The sequence below is a fragment of the Prevotella sp. BV3P1 genome, from assembly GCF_000479005.1.
Lineage (GTDB): Bacteria > Bacteroidota > Bacteroidia > Bacteroidales > Bacteroidaceae > Prevotella.
This window is the reverse complement of sequence record NZ_AWXC01000043.1, coordinates 44232-69926: the sequence shown is the minus strand read 5'-3', so window position 1 is coordinate 69926 and position 25695 is coordinate 44232. Positions and strand designations below refer to the sequence as shown.

Genomic DNA, 25695 nt, shown 5'->3' with positions numbered 1-25695 from the left:
ATCAAGAGTCATTGATTTTATCGTTATTTCTACTCCTGTTATGTATCGTAAGTAGTCTTCTCAACAACTTGTGACTATTTTTTTTCATGTAAATAAATCTTTTTCTTCATGAAAATAATTCTTTCTTTTCCCCTAATTCCGCAGCATAAATTCTTGTAAGAACTCCAAGTGTCTGAGAAACAAAGTTCTCAAAACACTTGGATATGTCAGAAATTTCACCTATTCTTATTGCTATAAAAAAAACAAATAAAATATCTAACGTAACAAAGGTAGCAATTAAAAACGAGAATATCACTTCTTTCGGTGGAATTTATCACATTATGGACGTTTTCTCAAAGTTGGGCTTTGAAAAACTTACCGAATCTGTATTGGGCAAACGTGGAAGTAGTGGCAAGGCATTCAGCCATGGAAGTATTTTCGGCTCTCTCTTCTTCAGTTACCTTTGTGGTGGAGAATGCCTTGAGGACATCAATGTGCTTATAGGACAGTTCAAGCAGAGACCTGATACGCTATTACCCGGTGCCGACACTGTGGGGCGCGGACTAAAGGAGCTTGCCGAGAAAAGTATTGTCTATAAGAGCGAAACCTCCGACAAGTCGTATAGTTTCAACACGGCACAGAAGTTGAATACCTTACTTTTACGAATGATACGGAGGATGGGGCTTATAAAGGTGGGTAGTCATGTTGACTTAGACTTTGACCACCAGTTTGTTCCAACCCACAAGTTCGATGCAAAGTATTCTTACAAGCAGGATTTTGGCTATTTCCCTGGTTGGGCTTCCATTGGGGGAATCATAGTCGGAGGTGAGAATCGTGACGGAAACACCAATGTGAAATTCCATCAGGAGGACACGCTCCGTCGCATTATGGACCGTGTAACCTCAGAACTTGGTGTGGTAATAGAGCGTTTCCGTGCCGACTGCGGGTCGTTTTCAAAGGAAATCATCCAAACCGTAGAGCAGCGCTGCAACACGTTCTATATACGTGCTGCCAACTGCGGCAGCCGATATGAGGAGTTCCGCCAGCTAAAAGAATGGAAGAGCATTGAAGTTGGCTATGAGAAATGCGATATCACCTCCGTCAGCATGGACAACTTAATAGAAGGAAAGTCATACAGGCTTGTCGTACAGCGTAATCCTTTGAAAGACAAGGATGGCAGTGAGCAGACGGATATCTTCGGAGTAATATACACATACCGCTGTATCCTCACCAATAACTGGATGTCTGCCGAGAAGGACATCATTACATTTTATAATGAGCGTGGAGCAAGCGAAAAGAACTTCGACATACAGAACAATGACTTTGGCTGGTCGCATCTGCCCTTTTCCTTCATGGCTGAGAACATGGTTTTCATGATGGTTACCGCCATGCTGAAGAACTTCTATCTCTATCTCGTCCGTAATATCAGCGAAAAGGTTAAGCCATTGAAAAAGACAAGCAGGCTGAAAGCCTTTATCCTCCATTTTGTCAGCGTGCCAGCAAAATGGGTGAGAACGGGAAGGCAGAACGTTCTGAACCTGTATACAAATAAAACCTACTACTCTGAGGTCTTCCTTGAATAAACATCACTTCTTTGTGGTTTTTCATACTTCCCCATTGGTTTGGGTGGGGGATTTTATGCTTAGAAAAGACCCAAGAAACACCAAAGCACCTCATATCAACATATAGAGTCCCAAAAAGACACCTCAACATATAAAATTTTCTCACAAGAAAAAATACTGCGGAATTAAGGTTTACTTTGAAAATCGATTGATAAATGGTTGCAAGTTAAAGTAAAGTTTTGGCGTATAGCTCATTTTGCACAAATGGTAAGACTGCAACAAGACACTCCTTCGGCAAATATCTCATCAGGAACAAAACCAAAAATAAAAAAAGGTGAGCTGAGCAACGATTGGTAACGCCCCTATATGAAGATGGACACGGAGATGATTCAGACGAAAAAAGCAAAAACAAGTATCGTCTAAAACAATCCGTGTCCATCTGTTGTTTCTCAAGAAACTTTGGAGAGAAAACGTTATCTAACCACTACTTTTCGTACACAGTTACCAATTCTTACGATGTAGCTTCCGCCTGGAACGGATATGTGCTGCACTCCACCCGTAGTTGGAAGCGACACAACAAGTCTTCCATCGATGGTCCACACGTTCACCTTCTTGTCGACAGGTGCGCTGATGGACAATGCGCCTGGCAGACCAACAATCTGACATTCCTCATCACCGTTCACAGCATCAATGCCCGTTGACACCACATGTACGGTATTCGACTTAGCATATTCTACCCCATCCACACATACTGTGACGTTGAGATAATCCCCTTCAGCCACCTTGTTAACATGGAAGGTCGTACCATTCAAATCGGCAGCAACCTGCTGACCGTTCTTGTAAACACGATAGGTGACAACTGGTTCGCCACTGGCAGGAATGTAATCAATGTCATCAATCATGACACCCATCTGGTCGAAGCTGTGATAGCGGATGGCAAAATACTTGGCATCATCGGGTAGCTTAAACGAATACTCCTGCCAGGCCACATTGGATTTTTGTATCGTTTCCACAAGCGTGAAATCTGCGGAATCGTCGGTCTTGTTGGATACCAAGAACTCTACGATTTCGGGCGAGTATTTTTCATTGAGGATGTTCATCCAGAATTTCACCGTAGAGCCACCCTTCACAGCTGGAGAGATGAGCCAGTCATCAGCCTTGGTTGTCTGATCGTCGGGACAGAAAGCAATGAGGCATTGTTTTCCACCATGTGGTTTGTAGCTCTCTATCGTGACGTGCGCTTGTTCGTAGTTGAACACTTGGAAAGCCTTAGCATATCCTTGGTGAGGAAGCTTGAAGCTCGTTGATATATAGGTGTGCTTCTTATCCATGTCTACATTCTTGAATTCTTCCAACTTGGCACCGTAGTAGAATGGTACAGTTTTCTCAAATCCCTGCAGTCCAACAAGTTTTCCCACACTGGTCCATGTCAAGGTCATGCCATCACCTGCCTCATCGTTTTTCCCTGCGAGATCGGTCACTACGGGGTTGTCACCCTTCTGAATGGTGGCTTTGGTATCCAAGGTATTGTTTCTGAGTACCGCATCATCGTGAACGATGTCGAACTTAACTTGTATTTTACCTATCAAATCAGCAGTTGCCTCAAACTCGTATTCAAAACTGACAGCCTGGTTGGGAGCTAAATTGACGGGTGCATCTGATTTCACAACATCAGAAGAGGCAATTTGCACACCATCTGCCAAGAGCGTGAAGCGGGCCTCTTTTAACTGAGTGGTCTGCGTGCCAAAGTTCTCCACCGTGGCCTTGTACTTCATCTGCTTACCCACGGTTGTCCGTTCTGTGCCATCAAGCACGGTAACAGCCAGGTCGTTCGGAATTACGGGACGTATAAGATACTTGTCTATCAGGAGATATTCATTTTCGTCAACGCCAGGATAACTGGCTTTGATATACCATCCTACCCATTTTTTACCGGCACAAGCGGGAGGCAAGGCAAAAGAAACTTTTTTCCACCCCTTACCCATGGTGGCATCAAGGGTACCCACGAGGATGTCTTCAGAGCCGAGCATATAAACATAGACCTGCGTTTGGGGCATCAAGTCGTGAAAATACACTTCCATCTCAAGATTTACTTTCGACTGTCCTTCCATCGAGAATTTGGGGAATGTGAGCTTTGCCAGACTCTTTCCCGTATGGGTGATATACCCAACCATAGCTGATCCACTCTCGTTAGCTGCACCTTCTAACACTTCGGCAGGATTCATGAATCCCCAAGTAGCATTCGAGTTCTCATCAACTTCCTCAGGAGCAACCGGCTTGTTATTGATCTCACGGTTCCTCAGATATTCCACAACGGGAAGAGCATAGGGTGTTCCAATCATCTCGGAGGCCACCGCTACTTCTTTATTCTCGCCCATACTACTGGATGCCGTGATGCCCAAATTGGCCATCTGCATCTTCTCGCCTGCGCGAAGCGTATAGTCGTAAGTGGTGACATTGCCCAACGTGAGCGTATCTTCCCAGGTGCCCATACCAGCCACCTCTTTATATTTCTTCAGCTTGTAGGACACCTTGTTGGGATCTACATACCCGCCGTTCACGCCAACCGTGTTTTTCTCCCATGACAGGTGCATGGTCATGTTGTCGTCACTCACCGAGGTAGACACCACGGGTACGACGGGGATGTCCTTCCCGGTGTACAGCTTCATCTTGACGGGCAATCCTTGCCCGGCAGGATTCGTGACAACCAGCGAAAGCTCGTTCTGACCTTGCACAGTTCGAACGACAGCCTGTTGCTCGGTACCGGGAAGGCCAGTCACCATAACCATGCCTGCCGAACTCTTCAACATGGCTGTCAACGACACGTCTGCGGCCAGAGGCGTTGCGCCCGCTGTCTGTACGGGCATCTTGAAAGTCACGATAGCCTCATTTTTCCCAAGGTCGGCTGCCTTGGTCTTGACTTGGGTTGGATAGTCTGGTGCGGCAACGCTGATTTCGGTTTGCGCAACACCCAGGTTCTTGACGTAGAGACACCAACCATTACGGGGCGACGTGGCCTTGACCGCTACATAATACAACCCTGGCTCTGTGGCATGAAAGTAAGCCTTGTGTTGATCATATTTCTCACCGTAAAGCATGCCCGAAGCGTAGATTGTCTTGAGGTCTTTAGGATCTGGCGATCGACCCACACACATCTCAAACGACTCGCCATACGTATAATTACTGGGAGCCGCATCGATGGTGAATTGATAAACCTTACTAGTTTCTACGATGTTGATGGCCGGCAAGATAACGTAATCATCGGCATTCACCTTGGTGGAATACCGATACATCAGCGCCTTTTTCTTAGCATTGAATTTCCAAGTACATTTGTCTTGATTGTTATTCACAACCTTGAACTTGGCAAAGTCCTCCTTCGTGGGTGCAAAGACAAAAGGAACATTCACCGAACCGTCTTCATTGTATACTACAGAGGTTACCTGCTGCGCATCATTGGGAACGATGGACGTTTGGTCGACTGGTTTCGTAACTGGAGCCTGTTTGTACAGCGGCAAGGATAATGCCTGCAACCTACTGTTGAGTGTGTTGCTGACAAACTTTTGTCTGTTGTCGGCCGATGCTATGATGCAGAACGACAACGTGAATAAAAGTAATAATTTTCGCATAAGCTTGTTGTATTTAGGTAAATTCTTTTTTTTAGGTAATTCTCAAGCTCATGCACCTGAAACATCCCAAGAGTTGGGGTGTTACGTGAGAAAAACAGATAGTCCTGTCGTATTCCACTTCAGCTGTCAAGAACTTGAGATGCCAAAGTTACAACATTTTATCTTATTTTCACCAAGAACGATAGCAATTTAATGTCAGAAGTGAACAATTCGACACAAATTGACACTCGACACTCAAAAAAAGTATAATATCGTGTCAATCATGGTTCTCTCCTGACAAAATCATGTGGAAGTGACAAACCATCCGCCAAAGGTTATCAGAACTGTTCGAGGATGGCGATGCGCTTCTTCGTGTCGGGATGCGTGGAGAAGAGCGAGTTCATAAAACCCATCAGGCCCGATGACATTTCATCCGGCTGCACGATGAAGAGCTGGGCCACGTCTTGTTGTTTGACGTTATCCAGTCCTGGGTCTTGCGACAACTTGCGCAAGGCGCTGGCCAAGGCCATAGGATTGCCGCACAGCTCCGCCCCACCGGCGTCTGCCATGTACTCGCGCTTGCGAGAGATGGCGAAGCGGGTGACGATGGTGAAGAAGTAGGCGATGGCGCAACAAACCAAGCCCACGACGAGGATGACCAGGAACGACAGTCCGTTACCCTTCTCGTCGTTGCTTCTGCGCGAGCCGCCACCCCACCACATCGCGTGATACAACATGCGCACCACCATGGACATCACCGTGGCCACGATGCCCACGAAGATAATGCTCACCACCAGCAGGCGCGTGTCCTTGTTACGAATGTGGGTAAGCTCGTGAGCCACCACGCCGGAGAGCTCCTCGTCGCTGAGACGGTTGATGATGCCCGTGGTGAGCGTCACAGTGTAGGTTTTGGCGTTGATGCCACTGGCGAAGGCGTTCAACTGCGCGTCGTCTACCACGTTAATCTTGGGCATGTCCATGCCGCAAGTCATACAAAGGTTTTCCACAATGTTGTAGATGCGCGGGTTTTCGCGCCGCGTGAGCGGACGGGCGCCGGTGGCATGCTGAATCATCAACACATTGGAGAAATAAGCGATGGCGAACCAAACGCCCACCCCGATGACGACCCAGGGAATGGCCTGGACGAAATAAGCGTTCACCTCCTCTACGTTGAGGGTGTGTACCATTTCGCCATTCGCGTCGTAATAGCCTCCGCCTAAGTAGTTGAGCAGCGCCAGAAAAATCCAAATCATCGCCAGGATGATGACGGGAAACGCCAGCAGCAACAACCCGCTCATGAGGTTGTTGCGGCGTATCTGCGTTTGGATGCCTACGTATTTCATGCCTTAAAACTTCACCTCTGGTGCCTTTTCAATCTCAGCGCGCTGTTCGGGAGCCACCTCGTACATGGGTTCGCGCTTAAAGCCAAACATGTTGGCAAAGAGGTTGGAAGGGAATGTCTGCACGGCGTTGTTCAGCTCGCGCGTCGTCGTGTTGAAGTAACGGCGCACGGCAGAGAGCTTGTTCTCGATGTCGGCAATCTCGTTCTGCAGCTGCATGAAGTTCTGGTTGGCCTTGAGTTCGGGATAAGCCTCCAAAGACACGCGCAGACCTGCCAAGGCTTGCGTCAGTGCGTTGTCGGCCTTCATCTTCTCGTTGATGGTCGTAGCCCCCATGCCCATGGCGCGGGCCTCGGTGATGCGCTGCAGCACCTGCTTCTCGTGTTCGGCGTAACCTTTGACGGCCCCAATCAACTGAGGAATCAAGTCGGCACGCTGCTTTAGTTGTACGTCGATATTGGCGAACGCATTCTCACGATTGTTGCGCAATCTCACCAAGTTGTTATAGATGCCGATGCATCCCAGCACCAGTAGCACGATGACTACCAAAATCACAATTCCTGTTACCATAGTTCCATTTGTTTGATTGTTTGTTGGATGTACAAATATAATTAAAAGTTGCGGAAGTTCCACTGATTTAAGATTTATTAGGAAACAAAGCAGAAAGAACACCGTTCATCGGCACAACTCTTTCACCTAAACAGGTCGTTTGTTGGCAAAAACAATCATTTGCGTTTGTTTTAACAACGAATTGGATGAATTGCCATTTTTGAACAGGTATGTGTTTTTCCCTGGATTCTTTCAAATTATTAAATACAATATGTATCTTTGTTGTCGCGAAAAATGTATTCTTTCGCGACAAAAATATCTTGTAATTATGAACGAAAGTATTGAAGATAAGATAATTGCTAAGTCAAAGAAAAGTAAATGAAATTCTACGAGTTACCTGAAGTTGTAGTCACCGGTCATAGACCTCAGAATACAGAAGAAAAAGAGTCGAAAAGAGGAGGAACAAAACATGAAAATGAAAAATAAAAATTTACTAATTCTAATGACTCTGTTAATTTTTGGGGGTGTTACAGGTTGTAATAGTAACAACTCTAACTCTCACCTCATATCAATACAAAAGAAAAATATTAAAGATACTATTCAGAAAAAGGAAACAATAAAAAAAAACAAAATAGAGTTTGGTGATAGTCTTTTTGTGAAAAGAATTATTGATGGAAACTTTTTTCAAGAGAAATTTTCTACAGAACAGGACTATGCTTTAGTTGTAAAACACTGTTTTTCACATACCGATGAACAGTACGATGAAACTTTTGCTGATGGGTTGAGCCAAATGCTAATCAAATATCCTCACAAAATTAAAGGAATACAAAAAGCAATAAGCTTACTTCCTGCAGAACAACAAAATAAGGCTAACTACAATATGATGGTCTATATTGTATCTTCATGGATAATGGAAAACTATACTGATACCATGGACTTAAAAATGTTTTACCAAACATATCCGTTTTTTAAACGAAGCTCTAAAATTGATAATATCTTGAAAGAACAGTTTGAAAATAGTATGGAGAAATAGTCTTATCGTAGAAAAATAGATATAGTATCACGACATAGATAATGCTTCAAACCGAGAACTTTTCTCTTCCCGTAGACTTGATTTCCAGCATATTGCTTGCAGATTTCAAGTATTTTTTTGAACTTTGCCATGAGGTTGTGCATAACAATGATTTTATAACCTAATAGATTTTGTAGCACTAAGTTACTAAAAGCTCAACGACGTGTGCAACTTTTTACTCATACTTATCAACTTAAATAAATTCCGCCAACGAGTAGTTATCATATATTATGAATAAGTTTACTTACATACTATTTGTTTTCCTCTGTTTAATAAGCTGTGCACAACCAAATAATAAAAAGCAAGTTTTAAAGGATGGGGCTGTGATATCACTAAAAAAAAATGTGACAGGAAAAACAACTTTTTATGATTTTTTCAAAAAGTTCGCCTCAGACTCATGTTTTCAACGGCAACACATTTTGTTTCCGTTGAAAATTATATATGAAGGTTATGATTATGAAGAGACAGACTCGATTCTGCATATCAGCAAGAGTGATTGGATATATACAAAATTCAACGATTCTATCATAGATGGGCAAAAAATAATGTTAAAGGTTGATACAATGACGCATACTGTTATCTTAAAGGGCTATGATTCGGGAATATATATAAAATATTTATTCAAAACAGATAAGCATTCTTGGATATTATTTCAGATAGATGACTATTCTAATTAACGTGAATTCGACAAATTCAGAATATCTTTGAATAACAGAGTTCTAAAATATAACAAATTTCGGGTAATGCTTCAAATCGAGAATTATCAAAATATTCATCTGATTATCAATGTGATGTTTAAATGGTTTGACGTACAGGCAGGGAAAGATTCCCTGTCTTTTGCTATATTTGTAGTCCAGAACAAAGAAAAATGAATATACGAGAACGCTTCGGCACATTACGTCCAGATTGGAAGTGAAAAACTCAAGTTTTCAACACCAAACAAGGGTTTTATAAAATGATTGACTAATTTTGCACTTGTAGGTTGACTCTATGAATTAAAATTAATACTCAAGATAAAGAATAACTTATGTATCTTATAGGGGGATTTTCCACCCTATAAGATTATAATACTACAAAAATGAAGAACTATATATATATATTCATTATAATGTGTCTTTTGTCATGTTGTACTTATTTTAAAAATGATGAGAAAAAGAATATCACGAAAAAAAATAAGGATTTTAACACTACAAAAAAACTGACAAATGAATCATTTTCGGACTTTATAACTCAATTTCATAGAGATTCTGTGTTTCAGATACAAAGAATCGCTCAAGAGGTTACAGGATTTAATTCAGACTACGAAGAATCTTCAATAGAAGATGAAACTGATTCTATAACAAATTTTTCTTGGGGAAAAGGTGATTTAATATATTATTTAAATAGTGCCAACAAAGCAATAAATGATTCGATGTATACAGTATCATATAAATTAGATTCAGAAGATAGTGCAACGGAAAAAATCTATATACCTCAAAGTAGTTGTTTCTACATACTGGCTTTCTCTAAAATCAATGGTCATTGGTATTTGTCTGAATTTGTTTATAATGAAATGTAGTGGAGGGAACATGATAAAATACGAACTCTTCAACGTATAAAAAATCATATGATATCCTCTTTAATGAAAAAAAATAAAATAAAACAAAATGAAATATTATATAAATATTTGTTTAATTTGCATAATAGTATTGTCTTGTGGTCAAAAACATTCATTTAAGAATGTTCGTGGCTTTGAAAGGAAGGAAGTTGCAGAATTTTTGAAATATGTTGTCGATGAAGATACCTCAGGAATAATTAACTATATAGCTAATCATAAGGATATGGACATAGACGAACCTAATGCATATTCACAAAGAAGTCTACTAATGTGGACTATATCAAATGGTAAGTATTTGTCATTTAAATGTCTGCTACATTTAGGAGCAAATCCTAATTATATTTGCCGAAAAGACGGTTCGACCCCATTGATATTAGCTTCTGGCTATTTAGACAAAAATTATAATATTGATAAGCGCTATTTAATAGATCTTTTAGACGCAGGTGCAGACCCTACAATAAAAGCTATCGACCCTGCTACAGGGCTTGAGAGGAGTGCTCCTTATAAGGCTGCGGGAACCTCCTTGCTATACGTTAAAGAGCTTATAGAGAAAGGGAAAGTACCACCTCAATTTACAACAAATGAGATCAGTATGTTGGAAGTTGCTGCTATTCAGCATAAGGTAGATATTGTATATTATCTATGTGTGTCTAAGAGACAATCACTAATGGCACCATTAAAAACATATGGGAAAGATTCAAGAAAACTTATTGATATTGTAAGAGAATGGAATTTTAAACCTGATAGTAAATATTATATTTTACAAAAAGAGATTTTAGAAATATACAAATAGTATTGTAGAGGATAGGTAATACTCCAAATGGGGAATTATCAAAATATTCATCTGATTATCAATATGATTTTTAAAAGATCGAACTTTTAAAAGCAAATGGTGTAAATAGTGTTCCAATTTATTTAAATGGTGGCAATGAAATACAATTTTAAATATAAAGTGCAGTCCATTGGCAAGAAGTTAATGGACTGCAAAATACATTATTTTTATTTTATAGGTTTTATTGTTCTCTTATTTTGGATAATATCATGTAAACCTCATAAAAAAAATGGTGCTGAAATTATTTGCGAGGGTTCTTATTGCTTTTGGAAAACAAAGGAACATGAAGATGACAATCATTTTATTTATTATTATTTTAACAAAGATGGGCAATGGTTTATTTACGAGCATATTGATAGAAATAAAATACAAAAATATTATCTACGCGATCAATTATGGAGCGAGAAGTGGTCGCTATATAAAGATAGTCTATTAATTTTAGGAAGTGATAAATATAATATAAAAAGCATCAGTGATTCAGTAATTGTTATAAGCAGTTATGATAGTATCTATAAATTATACAAAATAGACAAAAAAAGCAAAACTTTCAGAATGTTGCAAAATACTTTGAATAACGATATTTAAAGTTTTGGTAATGCCCTAGATTGGGAGTTGTCATTATAATATATGGTAATTATAAATCTTCTCTCAAAAAGGAAATGTTCCTTGGTTATAAATAGATAAAACTATGAATATAAAAAAACAAATAACTATATGCAAAACGGATACAGAGATTAAAATTTATCCTGAATCAAAAAATGAATTAGGGTTATGGATTGCACATCCACCATGTTTTGTAGTCTCTATAAATGATGTTCGTAATATGGAAAGTGTGATAAATATAGCTTTGCAATATAGTAATTCTGGAGTATCTGTAACTGAAGAAACAGCAAAGAATGTGCTAAAAGAAATGCGTATTAAGAGTTGGAATATATTATATAAATCGCACAGAATAATTAGTTTTTCTTTGGCTGAAAAAAAAATTATTGTTACGCCTTTTGTATATACCAAAAAAGGTGTTTTCCCAGATATAGATGCAAAAAAGACTTTTAATATAGATGATCGCAATAATGCAATTGGATTACTACTTAAGTTGTGATAAAATCCGGTAATGCTCCAGATTGGTAGCTGTTGGAATAACTGCCTGATAATCAATTTTGTTCTAAATAATTATGCACAAAGGCAGGGATAGCTTCTCTGCCTTTTGCTATTTTTGTAACCCAGAACAAAGAAAAATGAACTTACGAGAACGCGTCGGTACTTTGTACTCCAGGTTGGAAGAGAAAAACTCAAGTTTTCAACACCAAACAAGAGTTTTATAAAATGATTGACTAATTTTGCACTTGTTGGTTGACTCTATGGATTGACTCTACGGGCTGTTGAAATATTATTTCAACAACCGATATATGAAAAAGATATGGAACAATTTAAATTAGATTTTTTTTAGAAAAGACCATGAAATGGTGAATATTAATTTTATCACCCTTTCAAAAAAAAAGAGTGATGATGCTTTTATTTCTTTTTGTTTAAAATATAAAATACAAAAAAACGAGCGGACGAATATTTTTAATATTATTCAGAATGAAGGACACTATATAAATTTTGTAAATGCCGAAGACGCAGAATTTAATTTAGGTCTTTTGATAAATAATTTAAATATAAGAATTTTACCCACCAACTTGTATGTATGCTGGGATTCTTTCTACAATATTGATGTTTTTAAATATGATGATGTCATTAAGTACTTTGATTATATTTGGTATCCGAAAGTTGATGATATAATTATTTTTGATTATTCGTTTAATTTTTGCCTAATGATTAGGCACGATGGAATTATTTATGCACTTAATTAAAAATCGTAAATTCAATCAAGAAATGCAACTTCTGGAAATAAACAAAAGGGGGACAAAAAGATAATGTTTCATTAAAAAGAAGGAGTGACCATTCCCTCTCAGACGGAAAGTTTTAGTATCTTTGCCAACGTTTTATAACCTTCACGAACTAAACTGCTGCACGAGAACGCTTCGGCACTTTGCACTCCAGATTGGAAGTAAAAAACTCAAGTTTTCAACACCAAACAAGAGTTTTATAAAATGATTGACTAATTTTGCACTTGTTGGTTGACTCTATGTAAAAGGAGAAACGATGAACGGTTTATCCACTGATGAAAGTGGTTTATGGGGAAAGTAGATTTCACAAACAACATAAACATTTCAATTCACGATGAAAATAAAGATTTACATTGCATTCCTTCTTTTTTCTCTTGTTGGCATGAAAATAAATGCTCAGAACGAAATACATGTTGACACTATACCATTTTGCTATTTTAACGGAATTACAAAACAAGCTCAAAACATAAATGAAATTCAAGTTACAAATAATTCAAGCGAAGATTATTTAACATGGATATCATTGATACCAATAAATAAAAAATCAAATAATGATTTAATCTACGATTTCTTAAAAAAAAGAAAGGGTGATTTCAATTGGATTGAAATGATGTATGATAACTTATTAAATAAACAATCAACCTGTATAGGCTACTCTTTTGTCAAAAACATTGCAGTGGGTAAAACTTTCTCCTATTTCATTTCCAAGTCAGACACAGAATTTTATGCAAAGATAGTGCAAGCCGAAAACAAAGGAAACTTGTTTTCTTTGTTGAGGCGATGCCTATCTTATGCAAAAAGAATCGTTATTATCAAGAAGAAGGAAGTTGAAGAATGTTTAAGAATACAGATGGATGAAAGATGTTTTTTCAATTTATCTTGTATTTTTCTGACTGGGAAAAAATAAAAGAAAATGGATTGTAACACAACGGCCATCCGCTATCCCGACCCTCCAGAAAGCAACGTGAAGTACCACTACGGCAGAGGCAAGCTTGCTTGCACTATGCTGAGTGCAGCCAATCGTAGAGTAGAACTCAACGCTAAAGAGTTTGATGAGGAGACAGGTATGTACTACTATGGTGCGAGGTTTTATGATCCTAGATTAAGTGTTTGGGCTTCTACAGATCCTCTTTGTGAAGCAGACTTATCTTCTTCTCCATATGTTTTTTTGTGGTAATAACCCAATAGTCCGAATTGATTCTGACGGTAAAATTTGGGACACCGTTTGGGATGTTGGAAATCTTGTTTATGATGTTGGTGCAGCCATATATCATCATGTGACGGGAGACCATAAAACTGCAAAAGAGAATTGGACAGATGCAGGATTTGATGCCCTTGCTGCTGTTGTGCCATTTGTTCCGGCTGGTGCATCTAAAGTTGTAAAGGGTGGAACACAAGTTGCAAGACACATTGATAGGGCTTCTGATGTAAAGAAAGGCACAGAAGTTGCATCAGGTGTCGTAAAATCAGCAGACGCTAATCATGCAAAAGAGCTGCTTAAAAAAGGCAGAGCAGGAAGACAAGCACGGCTAAAAGAGTTGGGTAATGACCCCAAACTCGGTAAGGCTGACCGTGGTTGGATAAAGCAAGAGCAAAATCAAATTAATCGAGGAAAACGTTCAACTATACGAAATCCCAAAGGAAAAGTATTAGCCCATCCTCGAGGAAAAGAAGCAGCGAAAGGCCATTTTTATCGAGAAAGTCAATTGCAACTTGAGAGTAATCATAAATTACAACATAAATATGACAACAATGGGAAAAGAAACAAGCCTAAATGAACTTATGATTTCTAATGAGGAATTTGAGGCTCTAACGAAGTGTCGGCCTGAAGTAAGATATCAGTATACGCTTAAAAGAATTGCTGATACAGAAACGATGTGGTCAATAGTTAGAGATAAAAGTTCCTTTGCGATTCAGTCTTTTGGAAAAGAACGACTACTTCCTATATGGTCTACTAAAGAATATGCTCAAGCATTTTGTATAAATGACAATGCAGATTGCGAAAGTATTGCTATAACTCTTGATTCTTTTGAAGAATCTGTAATTGATTATATTTGTAAGGAAGAACTTCTTCTTAATATTTTTCCGACAGTACAAGAGTCTCTTGGCAAAATCGTAGGGTTGAATACATTTGCAGAAGATTTAAGTGACATTTTGGAAGACTACAAGTAATACAAAGTGCGCATGAAAAAAAATAGATTGTTGATGTTATGAGTCCAGTTATAATTCAATAGTCATAATTGTAGACAACGTATAAAATGAGAGAAGAATTTCGGGGTGAAAAACAAAATTTGTACATGGGCGACCGCCGCACGGAGGTGAACCATCCGGCAAGTGGAAAGACATCGTTCACCTACAACCCGCTCGGCAACGTACTCACCAAGCAGACGGCTAACATGGCGGAAGAAGGTAAGATGATAACCTATACCTACGACTACCACCGTCTGACAGGTATCAACTATCCCGACCATCCAGAAAGCAACGTGATGTACCACTACGGCAGAGGCAAGCTTGCTTGCACTATGCCGAGTGCAGCCAATCGTAGAGTAGAACTCAATGCCAAGGAGTTTGATGAGGAGACGGGCCTGTACTACTATGGTGCGAGATACTATGAGCCGAGGTTGAGCCTGTGGATGACTTGTGATCCACTTCAAGAAAAATATATTAATATTTCAACATATTGTTATACATTCAATAGACCAGTCGTATTAATAGACCCTAACGGTGAATTTCCAATATTACCTATAGTAAAAGGTATAATAAAGCTTTCTGTTATGTATTATACAACAGCTACAGCATTAGAGAATTCATCTAAAAGTGACCTAAGACAGATTGGCTATGGGATGAAACATCCTATTAATGCATTAAAAGTCGGATATTACGATGAAGGTTCGAATAATATCTCTACTATTGCGAGTAATTTTGAAATAAATATTGTTAATAAAGCTAATCTTGGGAAGCGAGGTGATGGGACTTCTGGTAATGCGATAAGGCATACACTTTGGCAAGCAATTATTACCAAAGAAATTGATGCTACGCACACAGAACGCATTGGGAATGCCCATGAAGATAACAGTAAGTTGGATATGAATCAAAAAGTTTTTGATAATATGGCATCTGCCGATGCGTCTGCCGACTTACATAACAATATTATTGGAAGAAAAATAGGAACAAATAATCCGAAAGCTTCTAATGTCAACTTAGCGAAACTTGTTCTGAAAGAATATAAGGAAAAAGGTTTATGGACAGTCACCAAAATAAACGGCAAGTACCATCTTCAAAGAACTAAAATTTCTCAGAAACATTATGAATTAGGTGTACAAGAAATAAATAAAAAGAATAACTATGGTAAAAATAAATAGATATATAATTTCATTCATAATCATATTGTCTTCCTGTTCTTCACAAGATAAAGAACTATATAAGTTTATACAGCAACATTGCATTGCTGGTGATACTTGTGTCATAAACTTTAAAGACATATATGATGTGGATTTTGATAAGTTTTATATTATTGGAGAGGTAAATAATAGAGAGACAATATCTAAAATTATTAATTTACCATATAAAAATACGAAATATGTTTTTGACAGTAGATGTCGCCTAATATTTATCAAAGGAAACAGGGTGGTAGAAGAATTTGAAACAAATAGTAAATATCTCTATTTTGAACCAAATGATTGCGACACACCTTTGGTTTCCTCTCGCTTTTTAGTTAATAAGCAAGGTAAAAGTAAGTCTTATTATTTGAGAAATATTCATTAATTCTGGCGTAATGGACATTTGGTAGGCTGAAAACCTCTCAAATGTCCATTACGCCAAATATTACGGTCTATTTCTGTCGACTCTACAGCTTGTTGTTGAAGTTGTTTAACCTCCTCCGTGAACTTATAAGGTTCACGGAGGAGGTTTTGTACGTTCTTATCAGAGGTAAAATGCAGAAGTCTCAGTAAATGCTTTTTTTGATTTTACAATTCCTATCTCATAAATAGGCGTTTGTAATACATTTAAAAATATGCCATTTACAGTTCTTTTTTTTGTATTTGCTATTTGGAGTTTATACTCTTTTAAAATTGTATCATTAGCTGTAAAAACAAGTACCTGTTTTAGAATGATAGGAGTTGAATATGGATCTTCTTGATAATCTAAGATATCTAAAGTATCCTTGCTATATTCACTCTTTACAATTAAAGTATACTTTCCTGTTTTGTTTATAAAAATGCTATCAGACTCCGAATAGTATGGTTGTTTTTTATTTGTACCTATAGTATTATCTGTAAGGGTAATTATACCCTTATTACAGGTAATACATGTAAATACTAATAACAAGCAAATAATAATTTTCATCATTTTTTTCTCAATAAATTTCCAATAGGAGTAGCTATTTTAGAATGTCCCGATAATTCCATTGCTCTATATTTTAGAAAAACATTATTTTTTTGTTGACACATGAATTATCTACATAAGCGCTTGATAAAATCGGAGAACGAGTAAAAAAAATTACTTTATTCTCACAAAGAAAACCTTGTTTATTAGTGTCGGTTTCTTGTAAGTTTTTTGCGGAGTTGGGGAATTTATATATATAATCGTATCCCCATCGTCAAATTCCCCCAATTGATCTATAATGCCATTATGATAGACAATTTCATTCCATTCATCCATTCCTCCAACCTTCCATGTTCCTACAGAATCAGCCATAAATGGCACGGAAAATGATAAGGAAAATGTCATATCAGAATTAAATATTAATCTTAAATTATTATATTTTTCAATAGAATCCTTATAAATTTCAGAATCAGTATGATTAAAATCTAATTTATAAATTCCTACGATACTATTTATTTTATTGTATCTATAATTATAATCAGATATGCACCAATATAGCACATATCCAATTATAAAAAAGAAGAATATTATAGCGGGTCTTTTCATTTTGGGTTCTTTATATAGGGTCTGCTAATTAGTTGAAAAACGTCTGGCACTAATCTTTGTCAGAGGTTATGATTTGGCCCAACTACTGATAGAACGTCTCCACCTCGCCCAAATAAGTTTTCAATATCTTCCCATCGGGACCTATCAGCACCTTATAAGGATAACCTTTCACCCTATATGCGGTCTCGACCTTCGCATCGGTGTCTCTCACCTGCGGCCACGGCAACTGGTATTTCTTCAAAGCCTGTTTCCATTTTTCGGCTTTGTCGTTGCAATCGATGCCCACAAACTCAATGCGGTCGCCGTATTGAGCATAGCATTCTTTCATTTTGGGAAATCCCTTGATGCACCATGTGCACCATGAGCCCCAGAAGTCCAGCAGCACATATTTGCCCTGCAGGGAACTGAGCGTGAGCGTATCGCCCTGCGGCGTGGGGAGGGAAAAATCGGGGGCCATCGCGCCGACTTTAGCCGTATCGGCCACTTCTTTCCGAGCTTTCCTCATCACGGCCATCCGCTCGAAGGCTTCCTGCCACATATCCAAATATCCTTTGAAACGACCGTTGCGCACTGCGGGACTAAGCTTCCGTATGACCGGAACCACACGGTCCATATTCACGTCAAGCACCAAAGTCGCCGTGGCGTCCTCGTCGGGATGTTGTACGATGTACTCCTCGACCACAGAGTGCATGCGCCGATTGATGTCACGGTTGGCGGCTTTGCGTATGCTGTCGAGCCGAACGGCATTGTCACCGGCAGCCACTCCCGCCTCATACTCTTTTTTGGCGATGCCAAATTCCTTGTGGAAAGGCCTTCCCACGTCCGTCACTTTGGCGTACTGCTGATAGAATGCGCTTCCCGAAATGCGGACGCTGTACTCGTCGATGAAATCTCCTTCAATGTTGACAAATTCGTCGGGGACAAAGAAAAAGTACATGACTTTTTTGGGACTGGATTTCAACCGAAGACTCCCTTGGTAGGCCTTGTCTATATAAAGCAAAAAATTAAAATGGCCGTTATTGACGGGCGTAGCAAAATTGATGATCTTCTTGTCTAGATTTCGCTCTACATACTCCACGAGGATGGAGTCGTTTCCAACGTCGGTCAGTGCGCCGCTCATCGTGAAATTGCCCTGTGCCGAGGCCCCTGACGAAAACAGCCACGTTGCCACCGACAAAATAAAGAATTTCAATTTATATGCTCTTTTCATCTTATTGGGATTTAAAGTTGTTTTCCAATGTTTCGGCAAGCTGCCTCATTCACGACAAAATTCGGTAAAATAGTTGATTTGTCAAAGTGTTTTCGTTCTGCTTCTTTCATGTTTTAACACCCAAAAGTAGTCATTTTTGGAGAATTATACAAATATTACGATATACATATCAAAAAGGTAGATTCAACTTCAAAATTCTTTTCATCCCGCACGCAAGGGATGGCAAGTCGGGCATCCGGCATTTAACACACAACTACCTGAAATCCAACGCGTTGACAAAAACCCCAAAACAGTCTTTCAATAGCATAGAGATTGGAGGGCAAAGGCATGGAGATTGGCGGTTAAAGGCAACGGGTTTGGAGGGTAAAGTCATGGAGATTGAAATCCATCGCCCATACGTTAGATGATGACGGAAGCGGAAGGGAGCGGAACATCTGATGGCATGCTTGGTCTGGAGGCGACAAATCTTTCATTGAAGGGCTATATTGTTAAACAACGAATTTAACAAATGTAACGAATAAACTAAACAAGACAATGAACGCAAGCGTTCGACGAATGTAACAAATCTGCCGACATAAACATGATGTGTGTCATTCTCAAATTAGTTTGATTCGGTGAACGCCTACGTTCATTGACTCCGACAATTGGATTCGTTGCATTCGCTTAATTCGTTGTTGAAACAAAAAAACATGATTGTTTATGACAACAAACAACCTTTTTTAATGATAGAGCTTGGCCTGGAAGTGACAAATAATCGGCAGGGCAAAGCATAATTCATGAATTTTTTACTAACTTTGCAAACAGATGGCTCGAGCCGGAAAGGCAGCTGGCAACGGCCCACAACAACGATTTTGAGACAGTGAAATTCAGCGAAGTAATCGGACAGGAAGACGCTCAGGCGCGCCTTTTACAGCTGGTGCGCGAGAACCGTGTGCCCCATGCCATCATGCTTTGCGGCCCGTACGGCAGTGGCAAGTTGGCCTTGGCCTTGGCTTTCGCCTCCTATTTGCTGGGCGAACGCAACGAAAAGGGGCAATCGGTGCTGAACAACGACCATGCCGTGACCAATGCCGAGGCCATGCTGCGCAACTGGGAGCATCCCGATTTGCACTTCACCTTCCCCGTGATTCGCCCAACAGGCACCTCATCTGACCACAAAATGGTGAGCGACGACTTTGGCAGGGAATGGCGAACGCTGCTCAAAGAAGGTGCTTATTTCAGCATGGATCAATGGCTCGACCGCATGAAGGCCACCACGCAGCAAGCCCAAATATTTGAGGCAGAGAGCGATGAGCTGACCCGCAAGCTGAGCTTAAAATCGAGTCAGGGCGGGTATAAAATCTCCCTCATCTGGCTGCCCGAGCGCATGAATCAGGTTTGTGCCAACAAACTGCTCAAGCTACTGGAAGAGCCGCCCCTGCAAACCCTGTTCATCCTGGTGTGCGAGGAGCCCGAAAAACTGCTCGAAACCATCCGAAGTCGCGTGCAACGCATCGACGTGAGGCGCATTGACGACCAGGCCATTGAGAAAGCGTTGGTAGAAAAACGCGGACTGGAAGCCGACATGGCGCACCGCATAGCACGCACGGCCAACGGCAACTGGCTGAAAGCACTGGAGACGCTGGATGCTGACAACGAGAACAGACAGTTTCTGGAAACGTTCAAACAACTGATGCGACTGGCGTACATGCGCAACGTGAAGGAGCTGAAGAAATGGACTGAGGGCGTTGCCGGCTACGGACGAGAGAAGCAGCGGCGCATGCTGGACTACTTCAGCAGAATGGTTCGCGAAAACTTCATGTACAACTTTCGCCTGCCCGAGCTGAACTACATGACGATGGAAGAGGAGGATTTTGCCAAGAACTTCGCCCGATTCATCAACGAAGCCAACGTCATGGAGATTGAAGAACTGTTCGCCTCGGCACGAAGAGACATCGGGCAAAACGCCAATGCAAAGATTGTTTTCTTCAACATGGCGTTGGAAATGATTATTCTGCTCATCAAAAAATAACAATATATACAAGAATGTCGTCCACGAGAAGGCACACCGCCGACAACCGTGACAGCGGCATTCTTCCACTCAACTTTTACACAATGGATTACAAAAATATGAAATTCAAGATAGCCAACGGGTGTGACAGAGGCCTTTGCCGCCACTCGTGTGGCCGCCAAGACAAGCAGTTGAACACCTATGACTGGCTGGCTGACATCCCAGGAAACAACCTGACGACCGACTTGGTGGAGGTTCAGTTCAAGAATACCCGAAAGGGATATTTCCACAACGTGAACGGGTTGGACCTGAAAAAGGGCGACATCGTGGCCGTGGAAGCCAATCCGGGACACGACATTGGCGTGGTGACGCTCACCGGAAGCCTGGTGAAGCTGCAAATGAAGAAGGCTAATCTGAAATCGCAAGATGAGATTAAACGCATCTACCGCATCGCCAAAGAGGTGGACATGGAGAAATACAGGGAGGCGAAGGCTCGCGAACACGACACCATGATACAGAGTAGAAAGATTGCGAAGGATCTTGGTCTGCAAATGAAGATAGGCGACGTGGAGTATCAGGGCGACGGCAACAAGGCCATCTTCTACTATATCGCCGACGAACGCGTAGACTTCAGGCAGCTCATCAAAGTGCTGGCAGAAACTTTCCACGTACGCATTGAGATGAAACAGATTGGTGCCCGACAGGAAGCAGGGCGCATTGGCGGCACCGGACCGTGTGGACGAGAGCTTTGCTGCGCCACCTGGATGAAGAACTTCGTGTCGGTTAGCACCAATTCGGCACGCATCCAAGACATCTCGTTGAACCCACAAAAGCTGGCTGGAATGTGCGCCAAACTGAAATGCTGCCTCAACTACGAGGCCGACGACTATCTGGAAGCCAGTCGAAAACTGCCCAGCAGGGAGATTGTACTGCACACGGTGGACAAGGATTATTATCATTTCAAGGCAGACATCCTCACAGGCATGGTGACCTACACCAGTGAAAAGAACGCTGCCGTGGACCTCGAAACGATTGATATCCAACGCGTTCAGGAAATCATCGAAATGAACAAGCGGGGCGAAAAGCCGGCTTCGCTCTTGAATGATGGGCAGAAGAAAGAGGAACCCAAGCACAAGGATTTGCTTGCCGGTGCTGACATCAGTAGGTTTGACAAAAACAAAAACCGAAAGAAAAGGCCCAACACGGAGGCTTCAGATGGCAATGCAAGACGGGCAAACAATAACAATCGGCGCAGAAACAACCAAAACCGCAGGCCGAGAACGGATCGAAATGACAATCAAGAACGTCAGGCAGATAATTGATAGGACATGAGAAAGTTGGGGGTAGCACTCATCCTTTGCATCCTTTTTGCAGCTTGCAACGAAAAAAAAGTGTATGACACCTTTCGTCATACACCGCTTGCAGGCTGGGAAAAGAATGACAGTCTGGCGTTTGATGTGCCCAAGTTGAAAGCATCTGGACGTTACCAATCGGCGTTGGCCCTGCGAATCAACAACGAATATCCGTTCATGGGACTCACGCTCATCGTTGAGCAAACCGTTCATCCGGCGCATACCAAATACGTTGACACGCTCAATTGCGCGCTCATTGGTGCCAATGGGGTGCCCAAGGGACAAGGAATTGGCTACTATCAATATGCGTTTGACATCACTACGATGGACTTACACGAAGGTGATTCGCTGCACATCAGCGTTCGTCATGACATGAAAAGAGAGATTTTACCAGGCATCAGCAACGTGGGAGTGAGCCTGACGAAACGGTAAGGGGTTTGGTGCTTTTGAGAAATTGGTAGCTTATGTGTGCACCAAGTTGCGCCCCGCGTCTATCCTGAGGAAGATGAATAACAGGAGGGTGAAGCCCCAAAGCGACGAACCGCCATAACTGAAAAACGGCAAAGGAATGCCGATGACAGGCGTAAGTCCTAACACCATGCCCACGTTGATGAAGACATGGAACAGAAAGATACTGGCCACGCTATATCCATAGATGCGCCCAAAAGCAAACGGCTGTCGTTCGGCCAGCTTGATGAGTCGCAAGATTAATGCCAAGAAAAGCACCAACACGCCGGCAGAACCAATGAATCCTTCTTCCTCTCCCACCGTACAGAAGATGAAATCGGTGTCTTGTTCGGGCACAAACTTCAGCTTGGTTTGGGTTCCATTGAGGAATCCTTTCCCCCTTAGTCCGCCCGCACCAATGGCAATCTCACTCTGATGAACGTTATAACCCGCCCCGGCCACATCTTCTTCCAACCCTAACAGCACGGTGATGCGCACGCGTTGGTGCGGCTTCATCACGTTATTGAGCACGTAGTCGGCCGAATAGAAAAACACGATTGAACCAACAGCAAACAATGCGATGTAGAGATAACTCCTCATTTGACTGGCCAGCCAACAATAAGTCAGATAACCAATCAGCACAATGGACACGATGAGCTGCACCCAAACCACGTCAAAGGGAAGCACAAATTGAGCAAAAAGCAGCGATAGCGCGGTGACTCCCAAGCAAACCAACAACATAAAACGGGCTTGCCGCTTATCCTTACAATAGAGATACACCATCGAAGCCGAGAACAACTGTACCAATAACAGCACCATGAACTTGCCCGCAGAAACGGGTAGCGACCACAATGCGGTATCCTCATACTTGATACCCAACACGAAATAAATCACCATCGCCACGCCTGTAAACAACACACTGCCTGGCATTCCCTCGCGATAGAACATCAGGAAGAACGATAAATAAACCAAGGCAGAACCTGTTTCTTTCTGCGCAATGATGAAGAGCATGGGCAACAGGACAATACCCATGGCGATGGCAAAGTCTTTCCATTGATGAATGTCAAAGCCATAGCGCCCCATAAACTTTGACACGGCCAACGCTGTTGCGAACTTCGCAAACTCTGCGGGCTGCAATCTAATCGGTCCCAGCACCAACCATGAGCGCGAACCTTTGATGTCATGCGGATTAAAGATGGTGGCAAAGAGCAGCACGAGGAAGGCAACATAGATGATGTACGAGAACATATCGTAGAATCTATCATCGAGTAAAACCAGCACCATGCCTAAGAAGACGGAGGTGGCAATCCACACAATCTGCATACCCGACCGCGTACTGAGGCTGAAAATATCGGTGTCACCGTAGGTATAGCTGGCTCCACACACACTGAGCCACCCAAAGATGAGCAGCGCCATGTAGATGAGAATGGTCCACCAGTCAAGTGAACGAAACACTCCAGAGGGTTTATCGGTTACTCGAGCCATATCCTATTCGACGATTTTGCATTGTTTTTGCTTTCGCTTCCGATGCCGGAGAAAGCTTTCCTTTAATATATTGTTCCATCATGAGAGAACCAATTGGCACACCATAATCGGCTCCAAATCCGCCATTCTCCACATATACGGCAATGGCTATCTTTGGGTTGTTCATCGGAGCGAAGCCCATGAAGACCGAATGGTCGTGTCCCCGATTCTGCGCCGTACCTGTCTTTCCGCACACAGCATAATCAGCTCGATTGGCAGCTCGGCAGGTTCCGCGCTCAACAGCCGAACGCATTCCCGCCACAACATATTCGTATGCCCGCTTGTTGGCCTTGGTATAATGGCGTCGAGTGAACAGGGTATCGAGCGGTTCGCCTTGCACTTTGCGCACCACATGCGGCACATGATAGTAGCCCCGGTTAGCAATGGTTGCCCCAAGGTTGGCAATTTGCAAGGGAGTGAGGTTCACTTCTCCCTGTCCAATGGAGATACTAATGATGGTTAAGCCGTTCCATGAACCATGATAGGCTTTGTCATAGAAAGCCGAATTGGGTATCAATCCGCGCTTTTCACTTGGCAAATCGATGCCAAGTTTATAGCCAAAGCCCATGCTCACCATGTAGTCGCGCCAAGTGTCCATGGCGGTTTGCACGTTCTTGTATTTGCGTCGGTTGCCTATCATATAGTACAATCCCCAACAGAAATAAGCGTTGCACGACGTACTGATGGCCGGTACGAGTGACAAGGGTGAGGCATGACCGTGACAACCCACGTGAAGTCCGCGGTAATAGAATCCGCGATGGCAAGCAAACGACGTGGAGGGAGAGATGATTCCCTCTGAGAGATAGGTCAAAGCCTGCGTAGTTTTGAAGGTAGACCCTGGTGGATACTGCCCCATGATGCTTCGATTCAGCAGGGGTTTCCATTGGTTTCGCTGCAACGCACGATGAACTTTCGCCCTTTTCTTCCCCACCATCCAACGCGGATCGTAGGTGGGTGACGACACCATGCACAGCACTTCGCCCGTGGAAGGCTCAATGGCAACGATGCTTCCTATCTTTCCTTGCAGCAATCTCTCACCCAACGCTTGCAGATCAAGGTCGATGGATAGAGTGAGGTTCTTGCCGGGAATGGGCTTAGTATCAAGCTCGCCGTTTTGATAACTCCCCTGAACTTTGCCGTGCACGTCACGCAACAAGATTTGAACACCTTTCTGTCCACGCAACTGTTTCTCGTAAGAACGCTCCACACCCAACTTTCCTATATAGTCGCCAGCCTGGTAATAGTCGTCCGCTTCGATGTCACTTGGCGAAACTTCGGCCACATCTCCCAACACATGTGCTGCGTAAGGATATTGATATTGCCGAATGCTTCGCTTCTGAACATAGAACCCTGGAAAGCGATACATCTTCTCTTGAAACACGCTGAACTCTTTGTCGCTCAACTGACTCATGAAGAGTTGTTGCGTAAAACGCGAATAACCGGGATTTTTGTTTCTATCCTTAATCTCGGCCATGCGCGCCTTAAAAAAGTCTTTGGTAATGCCCAAGGCTTCGCAAAACTCGAGGGTGTCAATCCTGTTTTTCTGCTCATTCATCACCACCATGATGTCGTAAGCAGGCTGGTTGTACACCATGAGTTTGCCATGGCGATCGGTAATGATGCCACGAGAGGGATAATCTATCTTCTTAAGAAAGGCGTTACTGTCGGCATTCTTCTTATAATCGTCGCTTAACAACTGCAAGGTAAACAGACGAATGATATAGATGACCACAATCACGATGGCCACCCCGGCTATGACATATCTACGTTTTTCAAGATTATAATCCTTCATTCATCCGCAACAAAAGCCTCATC

25 protein-coding genes are annotated in these 25695 nt (G+C 41.7%); 17 read left to right on the top strand and 8 right to left on the bottom strand.

Annotated features, from left to right (window positions below; all coding sequences use genetic code 11):
* The first annotated feature begins 203 nt into the window (after window positions 1-203).
* Window positions 204-1562, top strand: a complete 1359-nt coding sequence (locus HMPREF1254_RS08130; RefSeq protein ID WP_023058170.1) for an IS1380 family transposase — start codon at window positions 204-206, stop codon at window positions 1560-1562.
* A 452-nt stretch (window positions 1563-2014) separates the two neighbouring features.
* Here HMPREF1254_RS08130 and HMPREF1254_RS08125 read toward each other — a convergent pair whose 3' ends face one another.
* The 3 genes from HMPREF1254_RS08125 to HMPREF1254_RS08115 form a co-directional block, all read right to left on the bottom strand.
* Window positions 2015-5167, bottom strand: a complete 3153-nt coding sequence (locus HMPREF1254_RS08125) for a choice-of-anchor J domain-containing protein (RefSeq protein ID WP_023058176.1) — start codon at window positions 5165-5167, stop codon at window positions 2015-2017.
* A 317-nt stretch (window positions 5168-5484) separates the two neighbouring features.
* Window positions 5485-6489, bottom strand: a complete 1005-nt coding sequence (locus HMPREF1254_RS08120; RefSeq protein ID WP_023058131.1) for a M48 family metallopeptidase — start codon at window positions 6487-6489, stop codon at window positions 5485-5487.
* Window positions 6490-6492: 3 nt separating this feature from the next.
* Window positions 6493-7056, bottom strand: a complete 564-nt coding sequence (locus tag HMPREF1254_RS08115; protein WP_023058130.1) for a LemA family protein — start codon at window positions 7054-7056, stop codon at window positions 6493-6495.
* 454 nt (window positions 7057-7510) lie between these two features.
* Between HMPREF1254_RS08115 and HMPREF1254_RS08105 the strand changes: the two genes are divergently transcribed.
* The 13 genes from HMPREF1254_RS08105 to HMPREF1254_RS08040 all read left to right on the top strand — a co-directional run bounded on the left by HMPREF1254_RS08105 (window position 7511) and on the right by HMPREF1254_RS08040 (window position 16190).
* The gene (locus HMPREF1254_RS08105) at window positions 7511-8068 is read left to right on the top strand and encodes a hypothetical protein (RefSeq protein WP_023058168.1); all 558 of its coding nucleotides are present in this window, start codon (window positions 7511-7513) and stop codon (window positions 8066-8068) included.
* Window positions 8069-8337: 269 nt separating this feature from the next.
* Entirely contained in the window at window positions 8338-8784 is a 447-nt protein-coding gene (locus HMPREF1254_RS08100) for a DUF4348 domain-containing protein (protein ID WP_036879951.1), read from the top strand.
* A 401-nt stretch (window positions 8785-9185) separates the two neighbouring features.
* Window positions 9186-9665 (top strand): DUF4348 domain-containing protein, encoded by a 480-nt coding sequence (locus tag HMPREF1254_RS08095; protein ID WP_036879939.1) that lies wholly within the window; start codon window positions 9186-9188, stop codon window positions 9663-9665.
* Between the two features lie 88 nt (window positions 9666-9753).
* Complete coding sequence (locus HMPREF1254_RS08090) at window positions 9754-10497, top strand: ankyrin repeat domain-containing protein (RefSeq protein WP_023058198.1); 744 nt, start codon at window positions 9754-9756, stop codon at window positions 10495-10497.
* A 135-nt stretch (window positions 10498-10632) separates the two neighbouring features.
* Complete coding sequence (locus tag HMPREF1254_RS08085; protein WP_036879945.1) at window positions 10633-11121, top strand: hypothetical protein; 489 nt, start codon at window positions 10633-10635, stop codon at window positions 11119-11121.
* A gap of 103 nt (window positions 11122-11224) precedes the next feature.
* Window positions 11225-11635 (top strand): hypothetical protein, encoded by a 411-nt coding sequence (locus HMPREF1254_RS08080; RefSeq protein ID WP_196806303.1) that lies wholly within the window; start codon window positions 11225-11227, stop codon window positions 11633-11635.
* 361 nt (window positions 11636-11996) lie between these two features.
* Window positions 11997-12389 (top strand): hypothetical protein, encoded by a 393-nt coding sequence (locus HMPREF1254_RS08075; protein WP_023058193.1) that lies wholly within the window; start codon window positions 11997-11999, stop codon window positions 12387-12389.
* Window positions 12390-12759: 370 nt separating this feature from the next.
* The gene (locus HMPREF1254_RS08070) at window positions 12760-13332 is read left to right on the top strand and encodes a hypothetical protein (protein ID WP_023058126.1); all 573 of its coding nucleotides are present in this window, start codon (window positions 12760-12762) and stop codon (window positions 13330-13332) included.
* Between the two features lie 6 nt (window positions 13333-13338).
* The gene (locus HMPREF1254_RS12465) at window positions 13339-13602 is read left to right on the top strand and encodes an RHS repeat-associated core domain-containing protein (RefSeq protein ID WP_036879909.1); all 264 of its coding nucleotides are present in this window, start codon (window positions 13339-13341) and stop codon (window positions 13600-13602) included.
* Complete coding sequence (locus tag HMPREF1254_RS11490) at window positions 13559-14203, top strand: polymorphic toxin type 8 domain-containing protein (protein WP_196806302.1); 645 nt, start codon at window positions 13559-13561, stop codon at window positions 14201-14203. Before HMPREF1254_RS12465 ends, HMPREF1254_RS11490 begins: the two co-directional genes overlap by 44 nt.
* A complete protein-coding gene (locus HMPREF1254_RS08050) occupies window positions 14178-14597 on the top strand; it encodes a DUF2750 domain-containing protein (RefSeq protein WP_196806301.1) in 420 nt (139 codons plus the stop codon). The genes HMPREF1254_RS11490 and HMPREF1254_RS08050 overlap by 26 nt, the downstream gene beginning before the upstream one ends.
* A gap of 86 nt (window positions 14598-14683) precedes the next feature.
* Entirely contained in the window at window positions 14684-15787 is a 1104-nt protein-coding gene (locus HMPREF1254_RS12350; protein WP_036879902.1) for an RHS repeat domain-containing protein, read from the top strand.
* The gene (locus tag HMPREF1254_RS08040) at window positions 15771-16190 is read left to right on the top strand and encodes a hypothetical protein (RefSeq protein ID WP_036879899.1); all 420 of its coding nucleotides are present in this window, start codon (window positions 15771-15773) and stop codon (window positions 16188-16190) included. The genes HMPREF1254_RS12350 and HMPREF1254_RS08040 overlap by 17 nt, the downstream gene beginning before the upstream one ends.
* A 159-nt stretch (window positions 16191-16349) precedes the next feature.
* Here HMPREF1254_RS08040 and HMPREF1254_RS08035 read toward each other — a convergent pair whose 3' ends face one another.
* From HMPREF1254_RS08035 to HMPREF1254_RS08025, 3 genes are all read right to left on the bottom strand, one after another.
* On the bottom strand, window positions 16350-16775 hold the full coding sequence (locus tag HMPREF1254_RS08035) for a hypothetical protein (RefSeq protein WP_036879896.1): 426 nt from the start codon (window positions 16773-16775) through the stop codon (window positions 16350-16352).
* A 150-nt stretch (window positions 16776-16925) separates the two neighbouring features.
* On the bottom strand, window positions 16926-17357 hold the full coding sequence (locus tag HMPREF1254_RS08030) for a hypothetical protein (protein ID WP_036879893.1): 432 nt from the start codon (window positions 17355-17357) through the stop codon (window positions 16926-16928).
* Window positions 17358-17439: 82 nt separating this feature from the next.
* The gene (locus tag HMPREF1254_RS08025) at window positions 17440-18567 is read right to left on the bottom strand and encodes a TlpA family protein disulfide reductase (RefSeq protein ID WP_081699056.1); all 1128 of its coding nucleotides are present in this window, start codon (window positions 18565-18567) and stop codon (window positions 17440-17442) included.
* An 859-nt stretch (window positions 18568-19426) separates the two neighbouring features.
* On the opposite strand from HMPREF1254_RS08025, the gene HMPREF1254_RS08020 reads away from it, so the two are divergent.
* The 3 genes from HMPREF1254_RS08020 (at window position 19427) to HMPREF1254_RS08010 (ending at window position 22341) form a co-directional block, all read left to right on the top strand.
* On the top strand, window positions 19427-20578 hold the full coding sequence (locus HMPREF1254_RS08020) for a DNA polymerase III subunit (protein ID WP_023058227.1): 1152 nt from the start codon (window positions 19427-19429) through the stop codon (window positions 20576-20578).
* Between the two features lie 83 nt (window positions 20579-20661).
* The gene (locus HMPREF1254_RS08015; RefSeq protein ID WP_051331308.1) at window positions 20662-21879 is read left to right on the top strand and encodes a PSP1 domain-containing protein; all 1218 of its coding nucleotides are present in this window, start codon (window positions 20662-20664) and stop codon (window positions 21877-21879) included.
* A gap of 6 nt (window positions 21880-21885) precedes the next feature.
* On the top strand, window positions 21886-22341 hold the full coding sequence (locus HMPREF1254_RS08010) for a gliding motility lipoprotein GldH (protein ID WP_023058135.1): 456 nt from the start codon (window positions 21886-21888) through the stop codon (window positions 22339-22341).
* A 30-nt stretch (window positions 22342-22371) separates the two neighbouring features.
* Here the strand turns inward: HMPREF1254_RS08010 and rodA are convergent, their stop codons facing one another.
* Window positions 22372-23841 carry a rod shape-determining protein RodA gene (gene rodA / locus HMPREF1254_RS08005; protein ID WP_023058208.1) on the bottom strand — a complete coding sequence of 490 codons (1470 nt, stop codon included), beginning with the start codon at window positions 23839-23841 and terminating at the stop codon, window positions 22372-22374.
* A complete protein-coding gene (mrdA, locus tag HMPREF1254_RS08000) occupies window positions 23822-25672 on the bottom strand; it encodes a penicillin-binding protein 2 (protein WP_023058145.1) in 1851 nt (616 codons plus the stop codon). Before mrdA ends, rodA begins: the two co-directional genes overlap by 20 nt.
* Window positions 25673-25695: the final 23 nt, after the last annotated feature.

Bases quoted from the DNA above. Each gene is read 5' to 3' on its own strand.
- HMPREF1254_RS08130 (WP_023058170.1), top strand. From the start codon at position 204: ATGTCAGAAATTTCACCTATTCTTATTGCTATAAAAAAAACAAATAAA.
- HMPREF1254_RS08125 (WP_023058176.1), bottom strand. From the start codon at position 5,167: ATGCGAAAATTATTACTTTTATTCACGTTGTCGTTCTGCATCATAGCA.
- HMPREF1254_RS08120 (WP_023058131.1), bottom strand. From the start codon at position 6,489: ATGAAATACGTAGGCATCCAAACGCAGATACGCCGCAACAACCTCATG.
- HMPREF1254_RS08115 (WP_023058130.1), bottom strand. From the start codon at position 7,056: ATGGTAACAGGAATTGTGATTTTGGTAGTCATCGTGCTACTGGTGCTG.
- HMPREF1254_RS08105 (WP_023058168.1), top strand. From the start codon at position 7,511: ATGAAAAATAAAAATTTACTAATTCTAATGACTCTGTTAATTTTTGGG.
- HMPREF1254_RS08100 (WP_036879951.1), top strand. From the start codon at position 8,338: ATGAATAAGTTTACTTACATACTATTTGTTTTCCTCTGTTTAATAAGC.
- HMPREF1254_RS08095 (WP_036879939.1), top strand. From the start codon at position 9,186: ATGAAGAACTATATATATATATTCATTATAATGTGTCTTTTGTCATGT.
- HMPREF1254_RS08090 (WP_023058198.1), top strand. From the start codon at position 9,754: ATGAAATATTATATAAATATTTGTTTAATTTGCATAATAGTATTGTCT.
- HMPREF1254_RS08085 (WP_036879945.1), top strand. From the start codon at position 10,633: ATGAAATACAATTTTAAATATAAAGTGCAGTCCATTGGCAAGAAGTTA.
- HMPREF1254_RS08080 (WP_196806303.1), top strand. From the start codon at position 11,225: ATGAATATAAAAAAACAAATAACTATATGCAAAACGGATACAGAGATT.
- HMPREF1254_RS08075 (WP_023058193.1), top strand. From the start codon at position 11,997: ATGGTGAATATTAATTTTATCACCCTTTCAAAAAAAAAGAGTGATGAT.
- HMPREF1254_RS08070 (WP_023058126.1), top strand. From the start codon at position 12,760: ATGAAAATAAAGATTTACATTGCATTCCTTCTTTTTTCTCTTGTTGGC.
- HMPREF1254_RS12465 (WP_036879909.1), top strand. From the start codon at position 13,339: ATGGATTGTAACACAACGGCCATCCGCTATCCCGACCCTCCAGAAAGC.
- HMPREF1254_RS08050 (WP_196806301.1), top strand. From the start codon at position 14,178: ATGGGAAAAGAAACAAGCCTAAATGAACTTATGATTTCTAATGAGGAA.
- HMPREF1254_RS12350 (WP_036879902.1), top strand. From the start codon at position 14,684: ATGAGAGAAGAATTTCGGGGTGAAAAACAAAATTTGTACATGGGCGAC.
- HMPREF1254_RS08040 (WP_036879899.1), top strand. From the start codon at position 15,771: ATGGTAAAAATAAATAGATATATAATTTCATTCATAATCATATTGTCT.
- HMPREF1254_RS08035 (WP_036879896.1), bottom strand. From the start codon at position 16,775: ATGATGAAAATTATTATTTGCTTGTTATTAGTATTTACATGTATTACC.
- HMPREF1254_RS08030 (WP_036879893.1), bottom strand. From the start codon at position 17,357: ATGAAAAGACCCGCTATAATATTCTTCTTTTTTATAATTGGATATGTG.
- HMPREF1254_RS08025 (WP_081699056.1), bottom strand. From the start codon at position 18,567: ATGAAAAGAGCATATAAATTGAAATTCTTTATTTTGTCGGTGGCAACG.
- HMPREF1254_RS08015 (WP_051331308.1), top strand. From the start codon at position 20,662: ATGGATTACAAAAATATGAAATTCAAGATAGCCAACGGGTGTGACAGA.
- HMPREF1254_RS08010 (WP_023058135.1), top strand. From the start codon at position 21,886: ATGAGAAAGTTGGGGGTAGCACTCATCCTTTGCATCCTTTTTGCAGCT.
- rodA (WP_023058208.1), bottom strand. From the start codon at position 23,841: ATGGCTCGAGTAACCGATAAACCCTCTGGAGTGTTTCGTTCACTTGAC.
- mrdA (WP_023058145.1), bottom strand. From the start codon at position 25,672: ATGAAGGATTATAATCTTGAAAAACGTAGATATGTCATAGCCGGGGTG.